The sequence below is a fragment of the Mangrovicoccus ximenensis genome (assembly GCF_003056725.1).
GTDB lineage: Bacteria > Pseudomonadota > Alphaproteobacteria > Rhodobacterales > Rhodobacteraceae > Mangrovicoccus > Mangrovicoccus ximenensis.
In genome coordinates this window covers 550,253-568,936 of the sequence record NZ_QBKZ01000015.1, presented here as the reverse complement: position 1 = coordinate 568,936, position 18,684 = coordinate 550,253, and the positions used below count along the sequence as shown (strand labels likewise).

Here is an 18,684-nt window from a genome sequence, read left to right as displayed (position 1 = left end):
GCCCTGAGGCAATGCGGCGGAAAGGCCGCGCGGGCCCGTCCGCAGGACAGATCAGGCGGCGTAGCGCTTGGCCATCGCGTCGAGCGGAACGACCTTGATCTTGTCGGCATGGCCCGCGGTGCCGAAGGCTTCGTAGCGGGCGACGCAGATCTTGACCATCTCGGCACGTGCCGGGCCGAGATACTTGCGCGGGTCGAATTCGCCGGGGTTCTCGGCGAAGGCCCGGCGGATCGCCGCGGTGGCCGCCATGCGGTTGTCGGTGTCGATGTTGATCTTGCGCACGCCCGATTTGATGCCGCGCTGGATTTCCTCGACCGGCACGCCCCAGGTCGGCTTGATCTCGCCGCCATAGGCGTTGATGATCTCCTGCAGGTCTTCCGGCACCGAGGAGGAGCCGTGCATCACCAGGTGGGTGTTCGGCAGGCGGCGGTGGATTTCCTCGATCACGTTCATCGCCAGGATGTCGCCGTCGGGCTTGCGGGTGAACTTGTAGGCGCCGTGCGAGGTACCCATGGCGATCGCCAGCGCGTCGACATTGGTCGCCTCGACGAATTTCACCGCCTCGTCGGGATCGGTCAGCAGCTGGTCATGGCTCAGCTTCTCGGTCGCGCCATGGCCGTCTTCCTGGTCGCCCATGCCGGTTTCCAGGCTGCCGAGCACGCCGAGCTCGCCCTCGACCGAGACGCCGCAGGCATGCGCCATCTTCACGACCGACGCGGTGACGCCGACATTGTAGTCGAAATCTGCCGGGGTCTTGCCGTCTTCCTTCAGCGAGCCGTCCATCATGACGGAGGTGAAGCCGTTCTGGACGGCGGTCGCGCAGGTCGCCAGGCCGTTGCCGTGGTCGAGATGCATGCAGACCGGGATATGCGGATACATCGCCACCAGGCCGTCGATCAGATAGCGCAGCACGGTGTCGCCGGCATAGGAGCGCGCGCCGCGGCTGGCCTGGATGATGACCGGCGAGTTGGTCTTGTCCGCGGCCTCCATGACGGCCAGGCCCTGCTCCATGTTGGAGATGTTGAAGGCCGGGATGCCGTAATCATTTTCGGCGGCATGGTCGAGAAGCTGTCTCAGGGTGATACGGGACATCGGAACGATCCTTTCGCTAGTCGGCGAGATACTTGGCAATCGTGGACACCTCGCCGGCGGAGCCGAAGACGAGGGCGGTATGCTGGTGTGGCGCGGACGGCACGAGATCGAGAATGTCCCGCGTCCCGTCCGTGGCCCTGCCGCCCGCCTGCTCTAGCAGGAAGGCGACCGGAATGGCTTCGTAGCAGAGTCGCAGGCGGCCGTTTTCATAGCCCTTGCGGCGGTCTGCCGGATAAAGGAAGGCGCCGCCCTGCAGCAGGATGCGGTGCAGTTCGCCCACCGCCGCCGCCAGCCAGCGCATGTTGAAATCCTTGCCCCGCGGGCCGTCCGTGCCGGCGCGCAGGTCGGCGGCATAGCGCTGGATCTCTTCGGGCCAGTGGCGTTCGTTCGAGGCGTTGTAGGCGATGGTCTTGGTCTCGGCGGGCACCTTGGCGTCGTGGCGCGTCATCAGGAACGCGTGCAGCACCGGGTCCCAGGTCGCGATATGGACGCCCGCGCCGAGCGAGAAGCCGTAATCGAGCGAATGGCCGAAGGAGGCATAGCCTGCCGCCACGGCTTCGCGGCCCTTGCGCAGGAACCCCGCCGCGCCGGCCGGGAAGACCGCGAACAGCAGCCCGAGCGGCGCGCCGATGCCGATCGAACCCGAGCCGTCGATCGGGTCGATCGCGACGTCCCAGATCCCGCCGGGGTTCAGCGTCGAGACCTCCTCGGCCTCCTCGGACAGAACCATCCGCACGCCGGCGGCCTTGAGCGCCAGCATCAGGTGGTCATGGGCGCCGACATCGAGCGCCTTCTGCCGGTCGCCGCTGTCATTGGTGCCGACCAGCGCCGCCGGGTCGCCCGGCAGGTGGCCCGCGGCCAGGCGCAGCGCCAGGGGCGGAAGGGCGGCGGCAATCGCGGCAACGATCTCGGAGGGACCGGGCTGGCCGGCAAGGAATTCCTCGAGCGTCTCGGACGACGAGGGACCATCATGGGACAGGACGAGCATCGTACCTCTGGGTTCGGCGGGCCTCGGGGCCCGGGTCTTCGGTCCCCGTGATTACCGATAAGCCATCCGCTTGAAAAGATCACAAGGCGATACGTCACGCCCCCCATCCGCAATTAACCGCTTGTTTCCTCCGATGCGCGACCTTTCCGCGCAAAGGGAGCCGGGCAGCCGGATCCGGTCCGCCGCGGTCCTTGCGCTGGTTGCGCCCGTGCCGCGGTCCGGCCCGGCCGCGCTTCCCGGCCCGCCAACGGAAAGCGGACCGCCTCGAGATGCTGCACGCGGTGCAAGGCCAGATGGCACACCGGTTGGGAGCCGCCGTCCCGCAGCGGCCACCGCGCGTCCGCGTCCTGCGGCGCCGCGCAGCGGTCCCTGGGGCTGAGGCGGCAGCACGCTCAGGCGGAGCGGTCTTCCCCGGCGATGTCCGAGCGTTCGTAGGGCAACGAGTCCAGATGGTGCAGCCGTGCCGCGATCATGGCGGCCTGCATCAGGGTGCGGGTGCCGTAATAGGCGCTGATCCGGGCCTCGGCCTCGTCCGGGTCCATCCCGCCGTAGCGGGTGCAGGCCTCCGCCATCGTGGCCCCCTGGAACAGCGCCTGCAGCAGCCGCAGCAGTTCCAGCGGCGGCCTGCGGTCGGACCGGATTTCCTCGGAGGCGATTTCGGCATAGCTGCGCAGGATCTGGTCGGCGAGGAACTCGAAATCCGAGATCTGCGGCTGGAGCGCCTCGCGGAACTCGGCATCGGGCTGGTCCGAAGACAGCGTCAGCGCCACCCGCAGGTCTTTCCAGATGCGCTTGGGCAGGGTGTAGCCTGCTGCACCCACGCCCAGCTCGGCAGCAGCCGAGAAGAATCCCGCAACCCGCGGCAGCGACCGGTCGAGGCTGTCCCAGAAGAAGCCCGCGTCGCTGATCCGCGCCCGGGCGATCACCGGGTCGATCGCCGAATAGCCGCGTTCGACATAGCGGCTGATCCAGCTGTCGGGATAGGTGGTCACCACCCGCGGGTCGATCAGCATCGACGGCGTGTCGGTCACCACATGCACCGTGGCATGGCTGGCGCCGAACCGCTCGGCCAGCGCATGCAGCACGTCAAGCAGGCCGGTCGTGTCGCGGATCCGCCCGATTTTCGCCGAGAGCCGTTCCGCCTCCTCGTGGCGGAAGACGCGGATGGTTTCCAGCTGTCCGGACTGCACCAGGCGCAGGATGTCGGCGGCCAAAGTGTCTTCGCCCGCTTCCCGGAGCGAGCCGACGGAGTTCACGAGGGAGGTGTAGACCCAGTTCGCCATCGAAGGCAGCCTAACAGGAATTTCCGTAGGGGAAAATCATTTGGAGCACGGAAACCGATTGTCAATTTCTCTGCGGCTTCCTGTGGGTGTTTCCAATTTGTTCTAAATGGTCCGGACCCAGGAGGTTTCATGGTCACCGCATTCCAATACGCTGATTTCACGGCCCGGGCAGATCTGGCCGCATCGGTCCACCGCGACCGCGCCGCGCAATTCGTGGCCCGCCACGGCTGGCCGCTGGTGCTGACCGGCGAAGGACGGGAGGTCGACAGTTTCGACGCGCCGGGCACGGAATATCTGGTCGCGGCGCGGGCAGGACGGCATCTCGCCTCGCTCCGGCTGCGCCGCGCCTCGGCGGGCAGCATGGCGCAGGCGGCCTTTCCCGATGTCTGGCGCCGCCACGGGGGCGGGCTGTCGCAGATGAGCGAAGTCACGCGGCTCTGCAGCGCGCCCGGTCTCGGCGCCCTGGATTGCCGCGCGGCGATTGCCGAATTGCTGATCGCGCTCTGCCGCCACGGACGGCAGAGCGGGCAGGAGCGGCTCTTCGGGGTCGTCTATCCGGGGGTGGCGCGGGGCATCGCGCGCAGCGGCTGGCACTCGGAGCGGCTCGACAGCTTCGAAACCGACGGGCGCGAGACCTGGCTCTGCCGCTGGGACTGCACCGCCGCAGCGGACTGGGCGCTTCAGGAAAGTGCCGCCCGCCTGGCAGAGCGGGCGGCCATGGCGCGGCCGGATCGCCGCGCGGCATGACGGGTCAGAAGCTCTCGACGCCGTTCTGCGGCGGGCAAATGAAGAGGTTCTGCGCCAGCCGTTCCACGGTGCGGACGTCGCGCTCGGGCACGACCATCCAGCCGACGCGCCAGCCGGTCATCGAGAAATACTTGGAGAAGGAGTTGATCACCCAGGCGTCGGGGTCGATCTCCAGCGCCGAGACCGCGCGCTGCCCGTAATGCAGCCCGTGATAGATCTCGTCTGAAATGAAAGCGGTGCCGCGGGCCTGCGCCTGCTCCAGGAGCGCCGCAAGCTGGCCCTGGTCCAGCATCGTGCCGGTGGGATTGGCCGGCGAGGCCACCATGATGCCGTCGAGCCCCNCCGGGCACGTCGACCGGTTCCAGCACATGGCGGGCGGAATCGCGGGTCGGCATGCCGACCGGCACGCAGTTCAGCGCCTTGAGGATCTGGCGGTAGCTGGGATAGCCGGGCTCGGTCACGCCGACGCGGGCGCCCGCGTCGAAAAGCGCGGTGAAGGCCAGCACGAAGGCCCCGGACGAGCCGTTCGTCACCACCACCCGCGCCGGGTCGAGATCGACGCCGTACCAGCGCTTGCACAGATCGGCGATGCCGCGGCGCAGCGCGGGCAGCCCCAGCGCCACGGTATAGCCCATCGCATCCTCTTCCAGCGCCTGCGCGANCGGCGCGGNCGCGCCTCCGCGGGCGCNGGGGCTCGAGGGCTGGCCGATCTCCATGTGGATGATGTGCCGTCCGGCCGCTTCGGCCTTGCGGGCGGCTTCCATCACGTCCATCACGATGAAGGCATCGATTTCGGCACGGCTTNGCGGTGGGCATGCNAATCCTCCTTNAGGCTCGGGCACAAGTTGCAAGAGGACGCGGCAGGGTCAATGGCGAAACTCGGGACGGCCCCCATGATGCGGCGGATCGCTGCCGCGGCGGTTGCGCTGTGCCTCGCGGCGGGCGCGCAGGCCCAGTCCCTGATCCGCGACGCAGGCCTGGAATACGCGCTCGACACCATCGCGCTGCCGGTGATGACCACCGCCGATCTCTGGGGCGGACGGATCAAGGTTCTGATCGTCAACGACATGTCGCTCAATGCCTTCGTCACCGACGGGCGGGCGGTCTTCCTCCATGCCGGGCTGATCCTGCGGCTGTCCAGCCCCGCGCANGCTGCAGGCGGTGATCGCCCACGAGCTGGCTTATATCGGCATCGATGTCGGCACCGGCTCGGCGCGGGCCGGGCTGTTCGGCCGGACCGGCTGCCTGCTGGGCAGCGCGAAGGCCGCGATCGACAGCCACCGCGACGACCGCGGGCGGACGACGGCGCGCGGCCGCTGCGCCTCGGCGACGTGGCGCGGATCGAGGCCGGGCCGTCGAACACCGACAGCATGTTCCGTTCCGACGGGGTCACCGGGCTCGGGCTCGGCATCCAGCCGCAGGCCCAGGCCAACACCGTCGCCATCGCCGATGCGGTGCGCGCCGAACTCGAGCTGCTGCGGCCGACCCTGCCCGAGGGGATGCAGATCGCCATCACCACCGACGAGTCGCTCTTCATCGAGACGGCGCTGGACGAGGTCGTGCAGGTCTTCGCCGAGGCGGTGCTGCTGGTCACGGCGGTGATTTTCCTCTTCCTGGGCTCGGCGCGGCTGTCGCTGGTGCCGGCGGTGACGATCCCGGTCTCGATCCTCGGCGCGGCGGCGGTGATGGCGATGCTGGGCTTCTCGGTCAACATCCTGACGCTCTTCGCGATGATCCTCGCCATCGGGCTGGTGGTCGACGACGCCATCGTCGTGCTGGAGAACATCCAGCGCCACCGCGCTATGGGCGCAAGCCCCGCCGAGGCGGCGCGGCGCGGCGCCAACCAGGTGAATTTCGCGGTGATCGCCACAACCGCCGTGCTGATCGCGGTGTTCCTGCCGGTCAGCTTCATGGAGGGCGAGATCGGCCAGATCTTCGCCGAATTCGGCATCGTCCTCGCCGTCGCGGTCACGGTGTCCGGCTTCGTCGCGCTGACGCTGTCGCCGGTTCTGGCGGCGCGGCTGATGCCGCGGCAGGACCGGCCCGGGCTGCTGACCAGGGCAGTCGACCGGCTGATGGCGGCGCTCGAACGCGGCTACCGGGCGGGGCTCCTGCGGATGCTGCGGCTGCCCGAGCTGCTGCTGGCCTTCACCGGCTTCGCCGTCGCGGCCTGTTTCGCGCTCTACCAGTCGCTGCCGCAGGAGGTCACGCCGGAGGAGGACCGCGGCCAGTTCCGCATCTATGTCACCGCGCCCCAGGGGTCGAACCTTGCCACCACCGATGCCGCGATCCGCCAGGTCGAGGCGCTGATCGCGCCCCTGCGCGACGAGGGCACGGTGTCGAACATCACCTCGATCACCGGCATGTGGGGCGAGCTGCGCCGCGGCATGATCTTCGTCAACCTCGTGCCCTGGGACGAGCGGAACCAGAGCGTGCGCGAGGTGATGGACAGCCTGCGCGGCCCGCTGGCGCAGATCACCGCGGTGCAGACCTGGATGCGGCCGTCCTCCGGCCTCGGGATCGGCGGCGGCCGCGGCGGTCTCCAGTTCATGCTGGGCGGCCCCGACATCGACCGCGCCGCCGCCTGGGCCGAGGAACTGGTGCCGCTGCTCGAGGCCGACCCGATGCTCTCGGGCGTCGAGATCGGCCATTCCGCCAACCAGCCCGGCGCGACCATCTCGGTGGACCGGCTGCGGGCGCAGGATCTGGGCTTCGACGCCGAGGCGGTGTCTTCGGCGCTGCAGATGCTGGTCGCGTCGCGCACGGTCGGCGAATACACCGCCGACGGCCGGCAATACCCGGTGATCCTGCAGGCCGCGCCCGAAGACCGCGACAATCCCGCCGACCTGATGTCGATCCTGCTGCGCAACAACCGCGGCGACCTGATCCCGCTTTCCGCCTTCGCCACCATCGAGGAGGCGGCCAACGTGCCGGCGATCAACCGCTATGACCGGGTGCATTCGGTGCCGATGGAGGCCGACCTCGCCCCCGAGGCCGACCTCGCGGCGGTGATGGACCGGGTCGAGGCGGCGGTCTCCGGGCTGCCGGCCGGGGCGACCATCGCCTGGGACGGGCAGGCGGCGGATTTCCTGAAATCCTCGGGCGGCATGGCCAAGGTCTTCGGCCTGGCGCTGGCCATCGTCTTCCTGGTGCTGGCCGCGCAGTTCGAAAGCTTCCGCACGCCGCTGGTAATCCTGCTGACCGTGCCGCTGGGCCTGGCGGGGGCGGTGCTGTCGCTCTGGCTCGCCGGGCAGTCGCTCAACATCTTCAGCCAGGTCGGGCTCGTGCTGCTCGTCGGCCTCATGGCCAAGAACGGCATCCTGATGGTCGAATTCGCCAACCAGCTGCGCGAGGAGGGCCGGGCGCTGCGCGAGGCCGCGGTCGAGGGCGCCGTCACCCGGCTGCGTCCGGTGGCGATGACCACGATCGCCACCGTTCTGGGCGCGCTGCCCTTGATGACCGCCGCCGGGGCCGGGGCGGTCAGCGCCACGGCGGGGCGCCCCAGCGCCTCCATCGCGGCCAGCCGTTCGGCCGAGAGGGTTTCCGCCGCCAGCGCCAGCCAGGCCCGGCCCTCATGCGCCAGGACGATCCCGACTCCCATGCGCAGATCGGCGCGGGCGCGGGCGATCTCTTCGTCGAGGGTCAGGATCAGGGACATGGGCGGGCTCCGGAAATCGTGTCACGCACATAGCGGCTCGCACGCGGAATTGAAACATGGAGCTGCCTGGAGACACGCCTCCGTGAGAAGATTGCAGCAAATCTTGTATCATCCGTGAAGGCGCGCATCTGCCGAAACAGCAAGACGGAGAAACATGATGGCCGCACTCAAGAAGATTCTGCTGGTGGATGACGAGGACGACCTGCGCGAGGCGCTGTCCGAGCAGCTGGTGATGACCGAGGAATTCGACGTGTTCGAGGCGGCGACCGGGCAGGAAGCCCTGTCGAAGGTCCGCGAGGGGCTCTACGACCTGGTGATCCTCGATGTCGGCCTGCCCGATACCGACGGGCGCGAGCTCTGCCGCGTGATGCGCAAGCAGGGGATCAAGTGCCCGATCATCATGCTCACCGGCCACGATACCGACAGCGACACGATCCTTGGCCTCGATGCGGGCGCCAATGACTACGTCACCAAGCCGTTCAAGCTGCCGGTCCTGCTGGCGCGGATCCGCGCGCAGCTGCGCCAGCACGAACAGTCCGAAGACGCGGTGTTCCAGCTCGGCCCGTACACGTTCAAGCCGGCGATGAAGGTCCTGGTCGACGAGGCGGAGCGCAAGATCCGGCTGACCGAGAAGGAAACCAACATCCTGAAGTTCCTCTACCGCGCCGCCGACGGCGTCGTGGCACGCGATGTGCTACTGCATGAGGTATGGGGCTACAATGCGGGCGTCACCACCCACACGCTGGAGACGCATATCTACCGCCTGCGCCAGAAGATCGAGCCGGATCCCTCCAACGCCCGGCTGCTCGTGACCGAAAGCGGCGGATACCGGCTGGTTGCCTGACGCCGCGCCGGCAAAAGTTTGGACGCAAGCGGGGAACCATGCCAAGCTTGGCTGGTTCTCCGAGGCAAGTTCCCGCGCACCGGGGTTATGGTGCACCTCCCTGTTGGACTGCCCGGGCATTTGCCCGGGCTTTTTTTCGGTCAGCGGGGTCTGGCCGGATGCCGTGCTGCAGGGGCGGCGGCAGGATCCTGCGTTCCGGGACGGCCCGCCGGATGCCGGACGATCCGGGCCGAGCAAAGCCTTCCGGGAAAAGCGGCATTTGCGCCGGCCCGCCTCGCTGCACGGCCCCTTCTGGCTGGTTGCCAGGCAGGCTTGGCCGGCTGCGGAGCGTGGTGAGCCGCTTGCCCGTTGGACGCGCCGAGTCCCGCCCGTGGCGAACTGCGGGCCCGGGAGCGCGGAGGCAGAGCTTGCCGCCTGCCGGGAGTCCCGGCCCTGCCGTCCCCGGCCGCTCGTGGATGGCGCGGTTTCAGGGAGGAGCCCGCTGGGCGGTGTTCCGGGCGCAGACGCCCCGGCCGCTGTCCGGAGTTGGCGCAAAACTGCCAATGTCGCGACCGGATGGCGGAACTCCGACAGCCGCGGCGGGGGCTGCGGCCTGATTGCGTTAGACCTGCTGCCGGCTTTGCGCTAAGAGCGGGGCATGACCTGTCGATCTGCCTTCCGTTCCGTTTCCATGCCGCTCCTTGCCGCGCTGACGGCGCTGGGGGCCTGTTCCTCGCCGGACGAGGCGCCGGACCTCATGCGGTTCCGCAACGCCAGCTCGCAGCCGGACGAATTCGTCGTCGTGCCGTCGAAGCCGCTGCAGACGCCCGACAGCACAGCCGCGCTGCCGGTACCGACGCCGGGATCGGCCAACCGCGCCGACCAGACGCCGGTCGCCGATGTGGTCGCGGCCCTCGGCGGTTCGCCTGCCGCGCTGGACCGCAGCGGCATCCCGTCTTCGGATGCTGCGCTGGTGGCCTATGCCGGACGCACCGGCACCGATCCGTCGATCCGCGGCACGCTGGAACGCGAGGATGTCGAATGGCGCCAGCGCAACGACCGGACGCCGATCGAGAAGCTGTTCAACCGTAACGGCTATTACAACGCCTATGACGACATGCAGCTCGACCCGCAGGCCGAGCAGGCCCGCATGCGCGCCCGCGGCGCCACCGTGCCCTCGGCGCCGCCGCCCCTTCCGGAAGACGACTGAGGCCGCTCTCCTCCCGTCACTTTTTCGCGGGAGGACGTGCTGCCGCTTGATCCCGCCCGCTTCCACCGTAGGTTGGGCGCATGACACAGCTGTCCCCCTTCCGGGCCTTCTGGCCCATGACCTTCGTCCTCGCGGCTGCATTGCCGGCCGCGGCGCAGGACGTCACGAGCTTCACTCTCGGCAATGGCCTGGACGTGGTGGTGATCGAGGATCACCGCGCCCCGGCCGTCACCCACATGATGTGGTACAAGGTCGGATCGGCGGACGAGCCGGCCGGCAAGAACGGCATCGCCCATTACCTCGAACACCTGATGTTCAAGGGCACCGACATCCTGGAGCCGGGCGAGTTCTCCAGCGTGGTCGCGGCGAACGGGGGCAATGACAACGCCTTCACCTCCTATGACCAGACCGCCTATTTCCAGCATGTCGCCGCCAGCCGGCTCGGCCTGATGATGGAGATGGAAGCCAGCCGGATGACCGGGCTGAAGCTGACCGAGGACGTGGTGAAGCCCGAGCTGGGCGTCATCATCGAGGAGCGCAACCAGCGCACCGACAGCAATCCGGGCGCGCTGTTCGGCGAACAGCGCCGTGCCGCCCAGTTCCTGCGCCATCCCTACGGCAATCCGATCATCGGCTGGCCGGAAGAGCAGAAGAGCCTGACGCTGGACGATGCGGTGTCGTTCTACCATGACCATTACGCCCCCAATAACGCGATCCTGATCGTCGCCGGCGACGTGACCCCGGACGAGGTCCGCACGCTGGCCGAGGAAAACTACGGCGCGATTCCGGCCAACCCCGGGATCGGCGAGCGGTCCCGCGTGCAGGAGCCGCCGCAGCTCGCGGCGCGCCACCTGACCTTCGAGGATCCGCGCGTCGCCCAGCCCTATGTCGTGCGCACCTATCTGGCGCCCGAGCGCGATCCGGGTGCCCAGGAAGAGGCCGCGGCGCTGGTGCTCCTGGCCGATCTGCTGGGCGAGGACCCGAACAGCTCGGTGCTGGGCCGCAGCCTGCAATTCGACCGCAAGGTGGCGATCTACACCTCGGCCTATTACGACGCGACCTCGCTCGACGCGTCCACCTTCGGGCTGACCGTGGTGCCGACCCCGGATGTCACGCTGGAAGAGGCCGAGGCGGCGCTCGAAGACGTGCTGGCCGGATTCCTCGCCGCGCCGATCGACGAGGAGCGGCTGGCGACGCTGAAGCGGCAGTACCGCGCCTCGGAAATCTACAAGCGCGACTCGGCGGATGCCGTCGCGCGCGAATACGGCCAGGCGCTGACCTCGGGCCTGACCATCGAGGATGTCGCCGCCTGGCCGCAGATCGTTCAGGACGTCACCGCCGAGGACATCAAGGCCGCGGCCGGGAAGGTGTTCGACCCGAAAGCCTCGGTGACCGGCTATCTCCGTCCGCCGGCCCAGGCCGAAGAAGCAAGCGAGGTGTCCCAATGATCCGCGCCGCCGTCACCGCCGCCGCCATCGCGCTGGCCTTCCCCGCCTTCGCCGAGGTCGACATCCAGCAGGTCGAAAGCCCCGGCGGCATCAAGGCCTGGCTGGTGGAGGAGCACTCCATCCCCTTCGTCGCGCTGGAAATCGGCTTCAAGGGCGGCACGTCGCTCGATCCGGCCGGGAAGCAGGGCGCGACCAACCTGATGACCGGCCTGCTCGAGGAAGGCTCGGGCGACTGGGACTCGCAGGGGTTCGCGCGGGCGCGCGACGATCTGGCCATGTCGGTCGATTTCGACAGCTGGGATGACGGCGTCAGCATCTCGGCGCGCTTCCTGACCGAGACGCTGGAGCCGGCCGGCGAGCTGCTGCGCACGGTGGTCACAGATCCGGCCTTCGACGCGGAGTCGATCGACCGGGTCCGCGCCCAGGTGCTGGCCTCGATCCGCTCCGACAGGGAGGATCCGCAGGCGCTGGCCGGGGACTACATGGCGCAGGAAGTCTATGGCGACCATCCCTATGCCCGTCCCGGCGACGGCACCGAGGAAACCGTCACCGCGCTGACCCGCGACGACATCGTGGCGGCCTGGCAGGGCGCGATGGCGAAGGACCGGGTCTATGTCTCGGCGGTCGGCGACATCACCCCGGAGCAGCTGGAGACGCTCCTCGACAAGGTGCTGGGCGATCTGCCCGCGGCGGGCGCGCCGCTGCCCGGGCCGGCGGACCCGCAATTCAGCGGCGGCGTCCATGTCATCGACTACCCGACGCCGCAGGCGGTGATCCGCTTCGTGCAGCCGGGGCTCGACCGTGACGATCCGGATTTCTTCGCCGCCTATGTGATGAACCAGGTGCTGGGCGCGGGCAGCTTCGAGTCCCGGCTGATGAGCGAGATCCGCGAGAAGCGCGGCCTGACCTACGGCGTGGCCGCCTACCTGTCGGCCAAGGACCAGTCGGACCTGCTGGCGGGTGGCATGGCGACGGCGAATGCGACCGTGGCCGAAAGCATCGACCTGATCCGCCGGGAGTGGCAGAAGATGAAGGACGAGGGCGTCACCCAGGACGAGCTCGACCGCGCCAAGACCTATCTGACCGGCGCCTATCCGCTGCGCTTCGACGGCAACGGCCGGATCGCCAACATCCTGGTGGGGATGCAGATGGACGGCATGGGGCCGGACTACATCGCCACCCGCAACGACAAGGTCGAGGCAGTGACGCTGGAGGATGTCCGCCGCGTCGCCTCCGAGCTGCTCGATCCCGCGAAGCTGAGCTTCGTCGTGGTCGGCCAGCCGCCGGAGACGCTGAACTGATCTCGCGGCGGGGCCGGTCCGCGTCGGGGTGACGCAGGCCGGCTCCGCCGGAGGCATTGCGAAATCATGGTTTCCGTATGGACACCGGATCCGGATGGCCTGTAGGTCGGGGACGTTGGGGAAATGACGTCATGCCGACCGCGCAGCAAAGGATCTGGGGCTGGTACGCCTTCGACTGGGCCAGCCAGCCGTACCACACCCTGATCCTCACTTTCATCTTCGGGCCCTACTTCGTGAACGTGGTGGGCGACCCGGTCGAGGCCCAGACACTTTGGGCCCATGTGCTGACCGTCACGGGCATCGCAACGGCGGTGCTTGCGCCGGTGATCGGCGCGCTCGGCGACCAGTCGGGCCATCTGGTGCGCTGGGTCGGCTGGCTGTCGGCGGTCTATGTCGCCGCCTCGGCCGCGCTGTGGTTCGCGGTGCCGGGAACCGAGCATGTGCTGCTCCTGCTCTTTGCCTTCGGGGCAGGTCTGGTCGCGACCGAGCTGGCCATCGTGGTCACCAATGCCTTCCTGCCGTCTCTGGCGAGCCGCGAGGAGACCGGCAAGCTGTCGGGCACCGGCTATGCGATCGGCTATGCCGGCGGGCTGATCGCGCTGATCCTGATGCTTCTGTTCTTCGCCGAGGGCGAAGGCGGGCGGACGCTCTTGGGCCAGCCGCCGCTCTTCGGGCTCGATCCGGCGGCCTATGAGGGCACGCGCTTCGTCGGGCCGTTCTGCGCGGCCTGGTTCGTGATCTCGATGATCCCGTTCTTCGCCTGGGTGAAGGACCCGGTGCGCGACGCGCCCGACCTGAGCTTTGCCGAGGCCGCGCGCCGCGCCGCGCGCGACATCCGCCAGATGTGGCGCCGGGCGCTGAAGCGCCGGAGCCTCGTCGCCTTCCTGCTGTCGTCGATGTTCTACCGCGACGCGCTGATCGGGCTCTACGGCTTCGGCGGGCTCTATGCCAAGGGCGTGCTCGGCTGGTCGGTCAAGGAGATCGGCATTTTCGGCATCCTCGGCGTGGCCATGGCGATGCTGGCCTGCTGGATCTGCGGCCTCTGCGAGAACCGGCGCGGCGGGCCGAAGGCGGTGATCTCGACCGCCATCGCGATTCTGGTCCTGGTCAGCACCACGCTGGTCGGGCTGACCCGCGACAGCCTGTTCGGCTTTGCCCTGGCGCCGGGATCGGCGCTGCCGGATGTCCTGTTCTACATCTGCGGGGCGCTGATCGGCGCGGCGGGCGGCGTGCTGCAATCGGCTTCGCGCTCGATGATGGTGCGCCATGCCGATCCGGACCACCCGACCGAGGCCTTTGGGCTCTACGCGCTGACCGGCAAGGCCACGGCGTTTCTCGCGCCCTTCCTGATCGGCCAGGCGACGATGGCGAGCGGCGACCAGAGATTGGGTGTCTCCCCCCTGATATTCCTTTTTCTTCTCGGCCTGTTTCTGCTAATTTGGGTCAAAAGGGACGGCGATATCTGAGCAGGAGGCCCGCCATGAAGAGCCCGAAGACCCGGTTTTGGCCGGTAGCGATTCTCATGTCATTGGCGCTCGGGGCCTGTGGCGGCAGCCCTTCGGGAGGCGGCGGCGGTGCCTCGGAAGACGAGGGCGTCTCGGTCACGATGCTGAGCGCGGCGGAGCTGTCCGGTCCGAAGGCCTGGGCGCTGTTCGGCGCCAAGCCCGAGCCGAGTTCCGGGCCGGCCCAGTCCTGGGGCAGCTATGCCAAGGGCTGCGCGGGCGGCCTCGTCGAGCTGCCCGAGACCGGGCCGACCTGGCAGGCGATGCGCCTGTCGCGCAACCGCAACTGGGGCCATCCCGAGGCGATCTCCTTCATCCGGGACCTCTCGGCCCAGGCGGCACGGCAGCCGGGCTGGTCGGGGCTCTATGTCGGCGACATCGGCCAGCCGCGCGGCGGCCCGATGAAGTCCGGCCATGCCAGCCACCAGATGGGGCTGGACATCGACATCTGGATGCTGCCGCCGCAGCGGCTGAACCTGAGCCGCTCGGAGCGGGAATCGATCAGTTCGATCTCGGTCAAGACCTCGGACCAGCGCCGGGTGAACGGCAACTGGTCGCCGCAGCATGCCGCCATCCTCGAGGCCGCGGCGCGCGATCCCCGGGTCGACCGCATCTTCGTCACCGCCCCGGCCAAGATCGCGATGTGCCAGAACGCCCGTCCCTCGGACACTGCCTGGCTGCAGAAGATCCGGCCCTATTGGAGCCATGACTACCATTTCCACGTGCGGCTGAAATGCCCGGCCGGCTCGCCCGGCTGCATCACCCAGACGCCGACGGTGTCGCAGATTTCCAGCGGCGGCAACGGCTGCGACGACACGCTGACGTGGTGGGTGACGGATGCGCTGGCGCCGCCGAAGCCCTCGCCCGAGCCGGCCAAGCCCGCCCCCCGCAAGCGCGGCAAAGCGCGCAGCAGGGCACAGCCGCCGCCATGGCGCCTCGAACGCCGCCGTCGCGTGCCCGCCCAGACCGATGGCGCGGCCCGCCCCATGGGCAAGTTCCGCCTCGGACGTGACGGGGCAACGCCGGAATTCCGCGCGATCGAGGTGACCTCCGGCGCTGCCGGCGAGGGCTTCCTGCCCAGTTCCCCGCGGAAGAGGAGATCGCCGCGGTTCGCTGGTAAAAAGGTTTCCGGAGCTTGGCGCTGTTGCTCAAATCCGGGGAGGCCCGCAGGTTACCTTTGATGATGTCCCATATGATGGTGTAGCTCGCGACGGGCCTCGCGCTCACCGTTGGGCCGAGCTTGTCGGTCGCTCTGCGCTGCAGGCAGGCTGACATTGAGATCATCGCAGACGGGGGCGAGGGTTTCCAGATGTCGTCATGGGGCAGCCGGGACCGGATAGGCTGGCGTTTCCACATCCCGGAGGAGGACGGCATGAAGACCTTCATCGGCATCGACGTTTCGCTTGCGAGTTCTGCAATCTGCGTGCTCGGCGAACATGGGCAGGTCGTGAAGCGGGCGCAGATCGACAGCGAGCCCGAGGTGTTTGTCGCCTTCCTGCGGGACCTGCCCTGGCCCATCGAGACGATCGGGCTCGAGGCCGGTCCGCAGTCGCAGTGGCTCCGCCGCGGCCTGGACGACGCGGGCTTCGAGCCGGTCCTGATGGAGACGCGGCAGGTCAAGGCGGTCCTGAAGGCCATGCCGGTCAAGACAGGCCGCCGCTTTGCCGAGGGCATAGCCCGGTGGCTCGCGCATGGGCTGTTTCAGGCCGGTCCACGAGCCGCGCCGGTGCCGGTGCCGGTGCCGGAGATGCGTGCCCTTCTGAGCGCGCGCAAGGCTGCCCAGAAGGCGGCCCTCGACATCGAGCAGTCCTTGCGCGGGGTCCTGCGCAATTTCGGGATGAAGCTCGGTCCTGCAGGCCGAGGGCAAGGGGCGCTATGAGGCACGGGTGCGCGAGCTGGCCGCGGGGACGGCCGCCCCGGCCATCCTCGATGCCCGGGCGATGCTGCGCGACAGGCTGTCGGCGCTGGACCGCAGGGTGCTGGCGGGCGGGCATCGGCATGCTGCAGGATGCCTCCGGGGCCCATGGCGGCCATGTCGCGGACGTGAACCTGCGCCGCTGGATGCCGGTCGGGCGCTACGGCGCGCTGGGGCTCGGCCTGGCGGCCAGCTGGGCCTCCGCCGATTACATGGACACCTATTTCTCGGTCGGGGCCGCGCCGGACAGGCCCGGATACGATGCGGGCGCAGGCTGGCGCGACGCGCGGATCACCGCGGTCTATGTCCAGCCGCTCAGCGGAAGATGGGCGGTCGGCGCGGGCGTCATGTACATGCATTTTCTGGAGGAGGCAGCGGACAGCCCGGCGGTGCGCTCCGACGGCCAGGTCTATGCCGGGATCGGCGTCGCCCGCGGCTGGTAGCCCCGGCTTGCTCCCTTATACCCCTTTCGGTCCATACCGGCCCCCTGCGGCTTTCCCTAGTCTGATCCCATGACGCGCCGGACAGCCCGGCGCAGCCTCAACCGACAGGGAAAAGGACGGACGCATGAAGACCTCCGCAACCGGCGCCATCTGCGGCGCCGCCACCATCGCCTTTGCCTTCAGCGCGGCCCATGCCGAGGACACCGTCGCCGTCGGCGTCCTGCAGTCGCTCTCGGGCACCATGGCGATCAGCGAAGTCACCGTGAAGAACGCCGAAGTCATGGCGATCGACGAGATCAACGCCGCGGGCGGCGTGCTTGGCCGCCAGATCGAGGCGGTGATCGAGGACGGCGCCTCGGACCCGGCGATCTTCGCGCAGAAGGCCTCGAAGCTGATCCAGAACGACGATGTCGCCACCGTCTTCGGCGGCTGGACCTCGGCCTCGCGCAAGGCGATGCTGCCGGTCTTCGAGCGCGCGGGCAGCCTGCTGTGGTATCCGGTGCAGTTCGAGGGCAACGAATGCTCGCCCAACATCATGTATTCCGGCGCCCAGCCGAACCAGCAGATCCTGCCGGCCTATGACTGGGCCAAGGCCGAAGGCAAGGAAAGCTTCTTCCTCGTGGGCTCCGACTACGTCTTCCCGCGCACCGCCAACCTGATCGTCAAGAAGCACCTCGCCGAGGACGGCCTGGCCCTCGCAGGCGAGCAGTACGTGCCCCTCGGCGGCACCGATTTCTCGGCGGTGATCGCCAAGATCCGCGCCGCGAAGCCGGACGTGATCTTCAACACGCTCAACGGCGACTCGAACGTCTCCTTCTTCAAGCAGATGGCCGCGGCCGGCATGGGCCCGGACAAGGTCGAGGTGATGAGCTTCTCGATCGCCGAGCAGGAAGCCCAGGCGATGGGCGCCTCGCTGGTCGAAGGCTCCTACGCCACCTGGAACTATTTCGAGACCCTGCCCTCGGAGGCCAATGCCGAGTTCGTCCAGGCCTACCGCACGCTGCACGGCGCGGATGCCGCGGTCACCGATCCGATGCTGCACGGCTATCTGAACGTCTATGCCTGGAAGGCCGCCGTCGAGGCCGCCGGATCGTTCGAGACCGATGCGGTGCGCGCCGCCGCGGTGGGGCTCGAGGTCGACACCCCGATGGGCCCCGTCTCCTTCGCGCCGAACCAATCACTGCGCCAGAGCGCCCATGTCGGCAAGCTCGATGCCGAAGGCCGGTTCGAGATCCTGTGGTCCTCCGCCGCGATGATCGAGCCCGAGCCCTATGACGCGCTGACTTTCCCGGGCAAGACCTGCGGCTTCGTCGGCAACTGATCCTGGCGGCCGTCCCTGCGCGGGGGCGGCCTTTCCCCCTCCCGAAAGGAAATCGACATGCTCGATGCGACCCTCTTCGCGGGCCAGGTGTTCAACGGCTTCTCCGTGGCCTCGCTCTTCGTGCTCGCCGCCCTCGGCCTGGCGCTCAGCTTCGGGCTGATGCGCGTCATCAACATGGCCCATGGCGAGATGCTGATGCTGGGCGGCTACCTCGCCTACCTGACCTACCTGATCGTTCCCGGCCCGATGGCCATCCTGGTGGCCATGCCGGTCGCCTTCCTCGGCGCGGCGCTGGTCGGCGGGCTGATGGAGGTGACGGTGATCCGGCGGCTGTCCTCGCGGCCCCTGGACACGCTGCTGGCCACCTGGGGGGTCAGCCTGATCCTGCAGCAGGCGGCGCGCTCGGCCTTCGGCCCGATCGGCGTCGGCGTGACCGCGCCCGACTGGCTGAACACCGGCTTCGCCATCGGCAGCCTCTATTTCCCCTCGACCCGGATCTTCATCCTCGCCGTCGCGGTCGCCGTGCTGGCCGGGCTCGGCCTGCTGATCGCCCGCACGCGCCTCGGCCTCTTGGTGCGCGCCGTCAACCAGGACCGGATGATGGCCGCGGCCTCGGGCATCAACACCCGCCGCGTCGACCTCGCCGTCTTCTGCCTCGGCACCGGCATCGCGGGCCTCGCGGGCGTGGTGCTGTCGCTGCTTGGCCCGGTCACCCCGACCGTCGGGCAGAGCTACATCGTCCCGGCCTTCCTCGTCGTCGTCATGGGCGGGCTCGGCTCGATGATCGGCACCACCGCCGCCGCCATCATCCTCGGCCTCGTCTCGGCGCTGTCGCAGATCTTCCTCGATGTCTCGATGAGCCAGGTGCTGATGCTCGTCTTCGTCATCGTCTTCCTGCAGTTCCGGCCGCAGGGCGTCGTCGCCACCCGTTCCCGCGCCCTGGAGGGCTGATC

At 68.8% G+C, this 18,684-nt stretch carries 14 protein-coding genes and 2 pseudogenes; 12 read left to right on the top strand and 4 right to left on the bottom strand.

Features of this window, described 5'->3' with window-relative positions:
• Positions 1–51 precede the first annotated feature (51 nt).
• The 3 genes from fba to C7T91_RS18750 all read right to left on the bottom strand — a co-directional run bounded on the left by fba (position 52) and on the right by C7T91_RS18750 (position 3,363).
• A complete protein-coding gene (fba, locus tag C7T91_RS18760; RefSeq protein ID WP_108260555.1) occupies positions 52–1,092 on the bottom strand; it encodes a class II fructose-bisphosphate aldolase in 1,041 nt (346 codons plus the stop codon).
• A 16-nt stretch (positions 1,093–1,108) separates the two neighbouring features.
• The gene (locus tag C7T91_RS18755) at positions 1,109–2,080 is read right to left on the bottom strand and encodes a class 1 fructose-bisphosphatase (RefSeq protein ID WP_108260554.1); all 972 of its coding nucleotides are present in this window, start codon (positions 2,078–2,080) and stop codon (positions 1,109–1,111) included.
• 392 nt (positions 2,081–2,472) lie between these two features.
• Positions 2,473–3,363, bottom strand: a complete 891-nt coding sequence (locus C7T91_RS18750) for an autoinducer binding domain-containing protein (protein ID WP_108260553.1) — start codon at positions 3,361–3,363, stop codon at positions 2,473–2,475.
• Positions 3,364–3,492: 129 nt separating this feature from the next.
• Between C7T91_RS18750 and C7T91_RS32735 the strand changes: the two genes are divergently transcribed.
• Positions 3,493–4,110 carry an acyl-homoserine-lactone synthase gene (locus C7T91_RS32735; RefSeq protein ID WP_161555997.1) on the top strand — a complete coding sequence of 206 codons (618 nt, stop codon included), beginning with the start codon at positions 3,493–3,495 and terminating at the stop codon, positions 4,108–4,110.
• Between the two features lie 28 nt (positions 4,111–4,138).
• Here C7T91_RS32735 and C7T91_RS18740 read toward each other — a convergent pair.
• Positions 4,139–4,883 (bottom strand): annotated as a pseudogene (locus C7T91_RS18740) (aminotransferase class I/II-fold pyridoxal phosphate-dependent enzyme); the annotation flags it as partial.
• 96 nt (positions 4,884–4,979) lie between these two features.
• On the opposite strand from C7T91_RS18740, the gene C7T91_RS18735 reads away from it, so the two are divergent.
• The 11 genes and pseudogenes from C7T91_RS18735 (at position 4,980) to urtB (ending at position 18,682) form a co-directional block, all read left to right on the top strand.
• Complete coding sequence (locus C7T91_RS18735; RefSeq protein WP_456237849.1) at positions 4,980–7,886, top strand: efflux RND transporter permease subunit; 2,907 nt, start codon at positions 4,980–4,982, stop codon at positions 7,884–7,886.
• 39 nt (positions 7,887–7,925) lie between these two features.
• Positions 7,926–8,612, top strand: coding sequence for a response regulator transcription factor (locus tag C7T91_RS18730; RefSeq protein ID WP_108260552.1), 687 nt, complete (start codon positions 7,926–7,928; stop codon positions 8,610–8,612).
• Between the two features lie 637 nt (positions 8,613–9,249).
• Positions 9,250–9,801: a DUF3035 domain-containing protein gene (locus C7T91_RS18725; protein WP_236638322.1), complete on the top strand. Its 552-nt coding sequence runs from the start codon at positions 9,250–9,252 to the stop codon at positions 9,799–9,801.
• 80 nt (positions 9,802–9,881) lie between these two features.
• The gene (locus C7T91_RS18720) at positions 9,882–11,249 is read left to right on the top strand and encodes a M16 family metallopeptidase (protein WP_108260550.1); all 1,368 of its coding nucleotides are present in this window, start codon (positions 9,882–9,884) and stop codon (positions 11,247–11,249) included.
• Positions 11,246–12,550, top strand: coding sequence for a M16 family metallopeptidase (locus C7T91_RS18715; RefSeq protein WP_108260549.1), 1,305 nt, complete (start codon positions 11,246–11,248; stop codon positions 12,548–12,550). The genes C7T91_RS18720 and C7T91_RS18715 overlap by 4 nt, the downstream gene beginning before the upstream one ends.
• Before the next feature lie 131 nt (positions 12,551–12,681).
• Positions 12,682–14,016 carry an MFS transporter gene (locus C7T91_RS18710; RefSeq protein WP_108260548.1) on the top strand — a complete coding sequence of 445 codons (1,335 nt, stop codon included), beginning with the start codon at positions 12,682–12,684 and terminating at the stop codon, positions 14,014–14,016.
• A gap of 140 nt (positions 14,017–14,156) precedes the next feature.
• Positions 14,157–14,945: pseudogene (mepA, locus tag C7T91_RS18705) on the top strand (penicillin-insensitive murein endopeptidase); the annotation flags it as partial.
• Between the two features lie 479 nt (positions 14,946–15,424).
• Positions 15,425–15,931 carry a transposase gene (locus C7T91_RS32730; protein WP_161555996.1) on the top strand — a complete coding sequence of 169 codons (507 nt, stop codon included), beginning with the start codon at positions 15,425–15,427 and terminating at the stop codon, positions 15,929–15,931.
• A complete protein-coding gene (locus C7T91_RS32725) occupies positions 15,928–16,410 on the top strand; it encodes a MipA/OmpV family protein (protein ID WP_330848855.1) in 483 nt (160 codons plus the stop codon). Before C7T91_RS32730 ends, C7T91_RS32725 begins: the two co-directional genes overlap by 4 nt.
• A 124-nt stretch (positions 16,411–16,534) precedes the next feature.
• Positions 16,535–17,731, top strand: coding sequence for an urea ABC transporter substrate-binding protein (urtA, locus tag C7T91_RS18695; RefSeq protein WP_108260547.1), 1,197 nt, complete (start codon positions 16,535–16,537; stop codon positions 17,729–17,731).
• A 57-nt stretch (positions 17,732–17,788) separates the two neighbouring features.
• The gene (gene urtB, locus C7T91_RS18690; protein ID WP_108260546.1) at positions 17,789–18,682 is read left to right on the top strand and encodes an urea ABC transporter permease subunit UrtB; all 894 of its coding nucleotides are present in this window, start codon (positions 17,789–17,791) and stop codon (positions 18,680–18,682) included.
• The last annotated feature ends 2 nt before the right edge of the window (positions 18,683–18,684 follow it).

Bases quoted from the DNA above. Each gene is read 5' to 3' on its own strand.
- fba (WP_108260555.1), bottom strand. From the start codon at position 1,092: ATGTCCCGTATCACCCTGAGACAGCTTCTCGACCATGCCGCCGAAAAT.
- C7T91_RS18725 (WP_236638322.1), top strand. From the start codon at position 9,250: ATGACCTGTCGATCTGCCTTCCGTTCCGTTTCCATGCCGCTCCTTGCC.
- C7T91_RS18715 (WP_108260549.1), top strand. From the start codon at position 11,246: ATGATCCGCGCCGCCGTCACCGCCGCCGCCATCGCGCTGGCCTTCCCC.
- C7T91_RS18755 (WP_108260554.1), bottom strand. From the start codon at position 2,080: ATGCTCGTCCTGTCCCATGATGGTCCCTCGTCGTCCGAGACGCTCGAG.
- C7T91_RS18710 (WP_108260548.1), top strand. From the start codon at position 12,682: ATGCCGACCGCGCAGCAAAGGATCTGGGGCTGGTACGCCTTCGACTGG.
- C7T91_RS32730 (WP_161555996.1), top strand. From the start codon at position 15,425: ATGAAGACCTTCATCGGCATCGACGTTTCGCTTGCGAGTTCTGCAATC.
- C7T91_RS18720 (WP_108260550.1), top strand. From the start codon at position 9,882: ATGACACAGCTGTCCCCCTTCCGGGCCTTCTGGCCCATGACCTTCGTC.
- C7T91_RS32735 (WP_161555997.1), top strand. From the start codon at position 3,493: ATGGTCACCGCATTCCAATACGCTGATTTCACGGCCCGGGCAGATCTG.
- C7T91_RS18730 (WP_108260552.1), top strand. From the start codon at position 7,926: ATGGCCGCACTCAAGAAGATTCTGCTGGTGGATGACGAGGACGACCTG.
- urtA (WP_108260547.1), top strand. From the start codon at position 16,535: ATGAAGACCTCCGCAACCGGCGCCATCTGCGGCGCCGCCACCATCGCC.
- C7T91_RS18750 (WP_108260553.1), bottom strand. From the start codon at position 3,363: ATGGCGAACTGGGTCTACACCTCCCTCGTGAACTCCGTCGGCTCGCTC.
- urtB (WP_108260546.1), top strand. From the start codon at position 17,789: ATGCTCGATGCGACCCTCTTCGCGGGCCAGGTGTTCAACGGCTTCTCC.
- C7T91_RS32725 (WP_330848855.1), top strand. From the start codon at position 15,928: ATGAGGCACGGGTGCGCGAGCTGGCCGCGGGGACGGCCGCCCCGGCCA.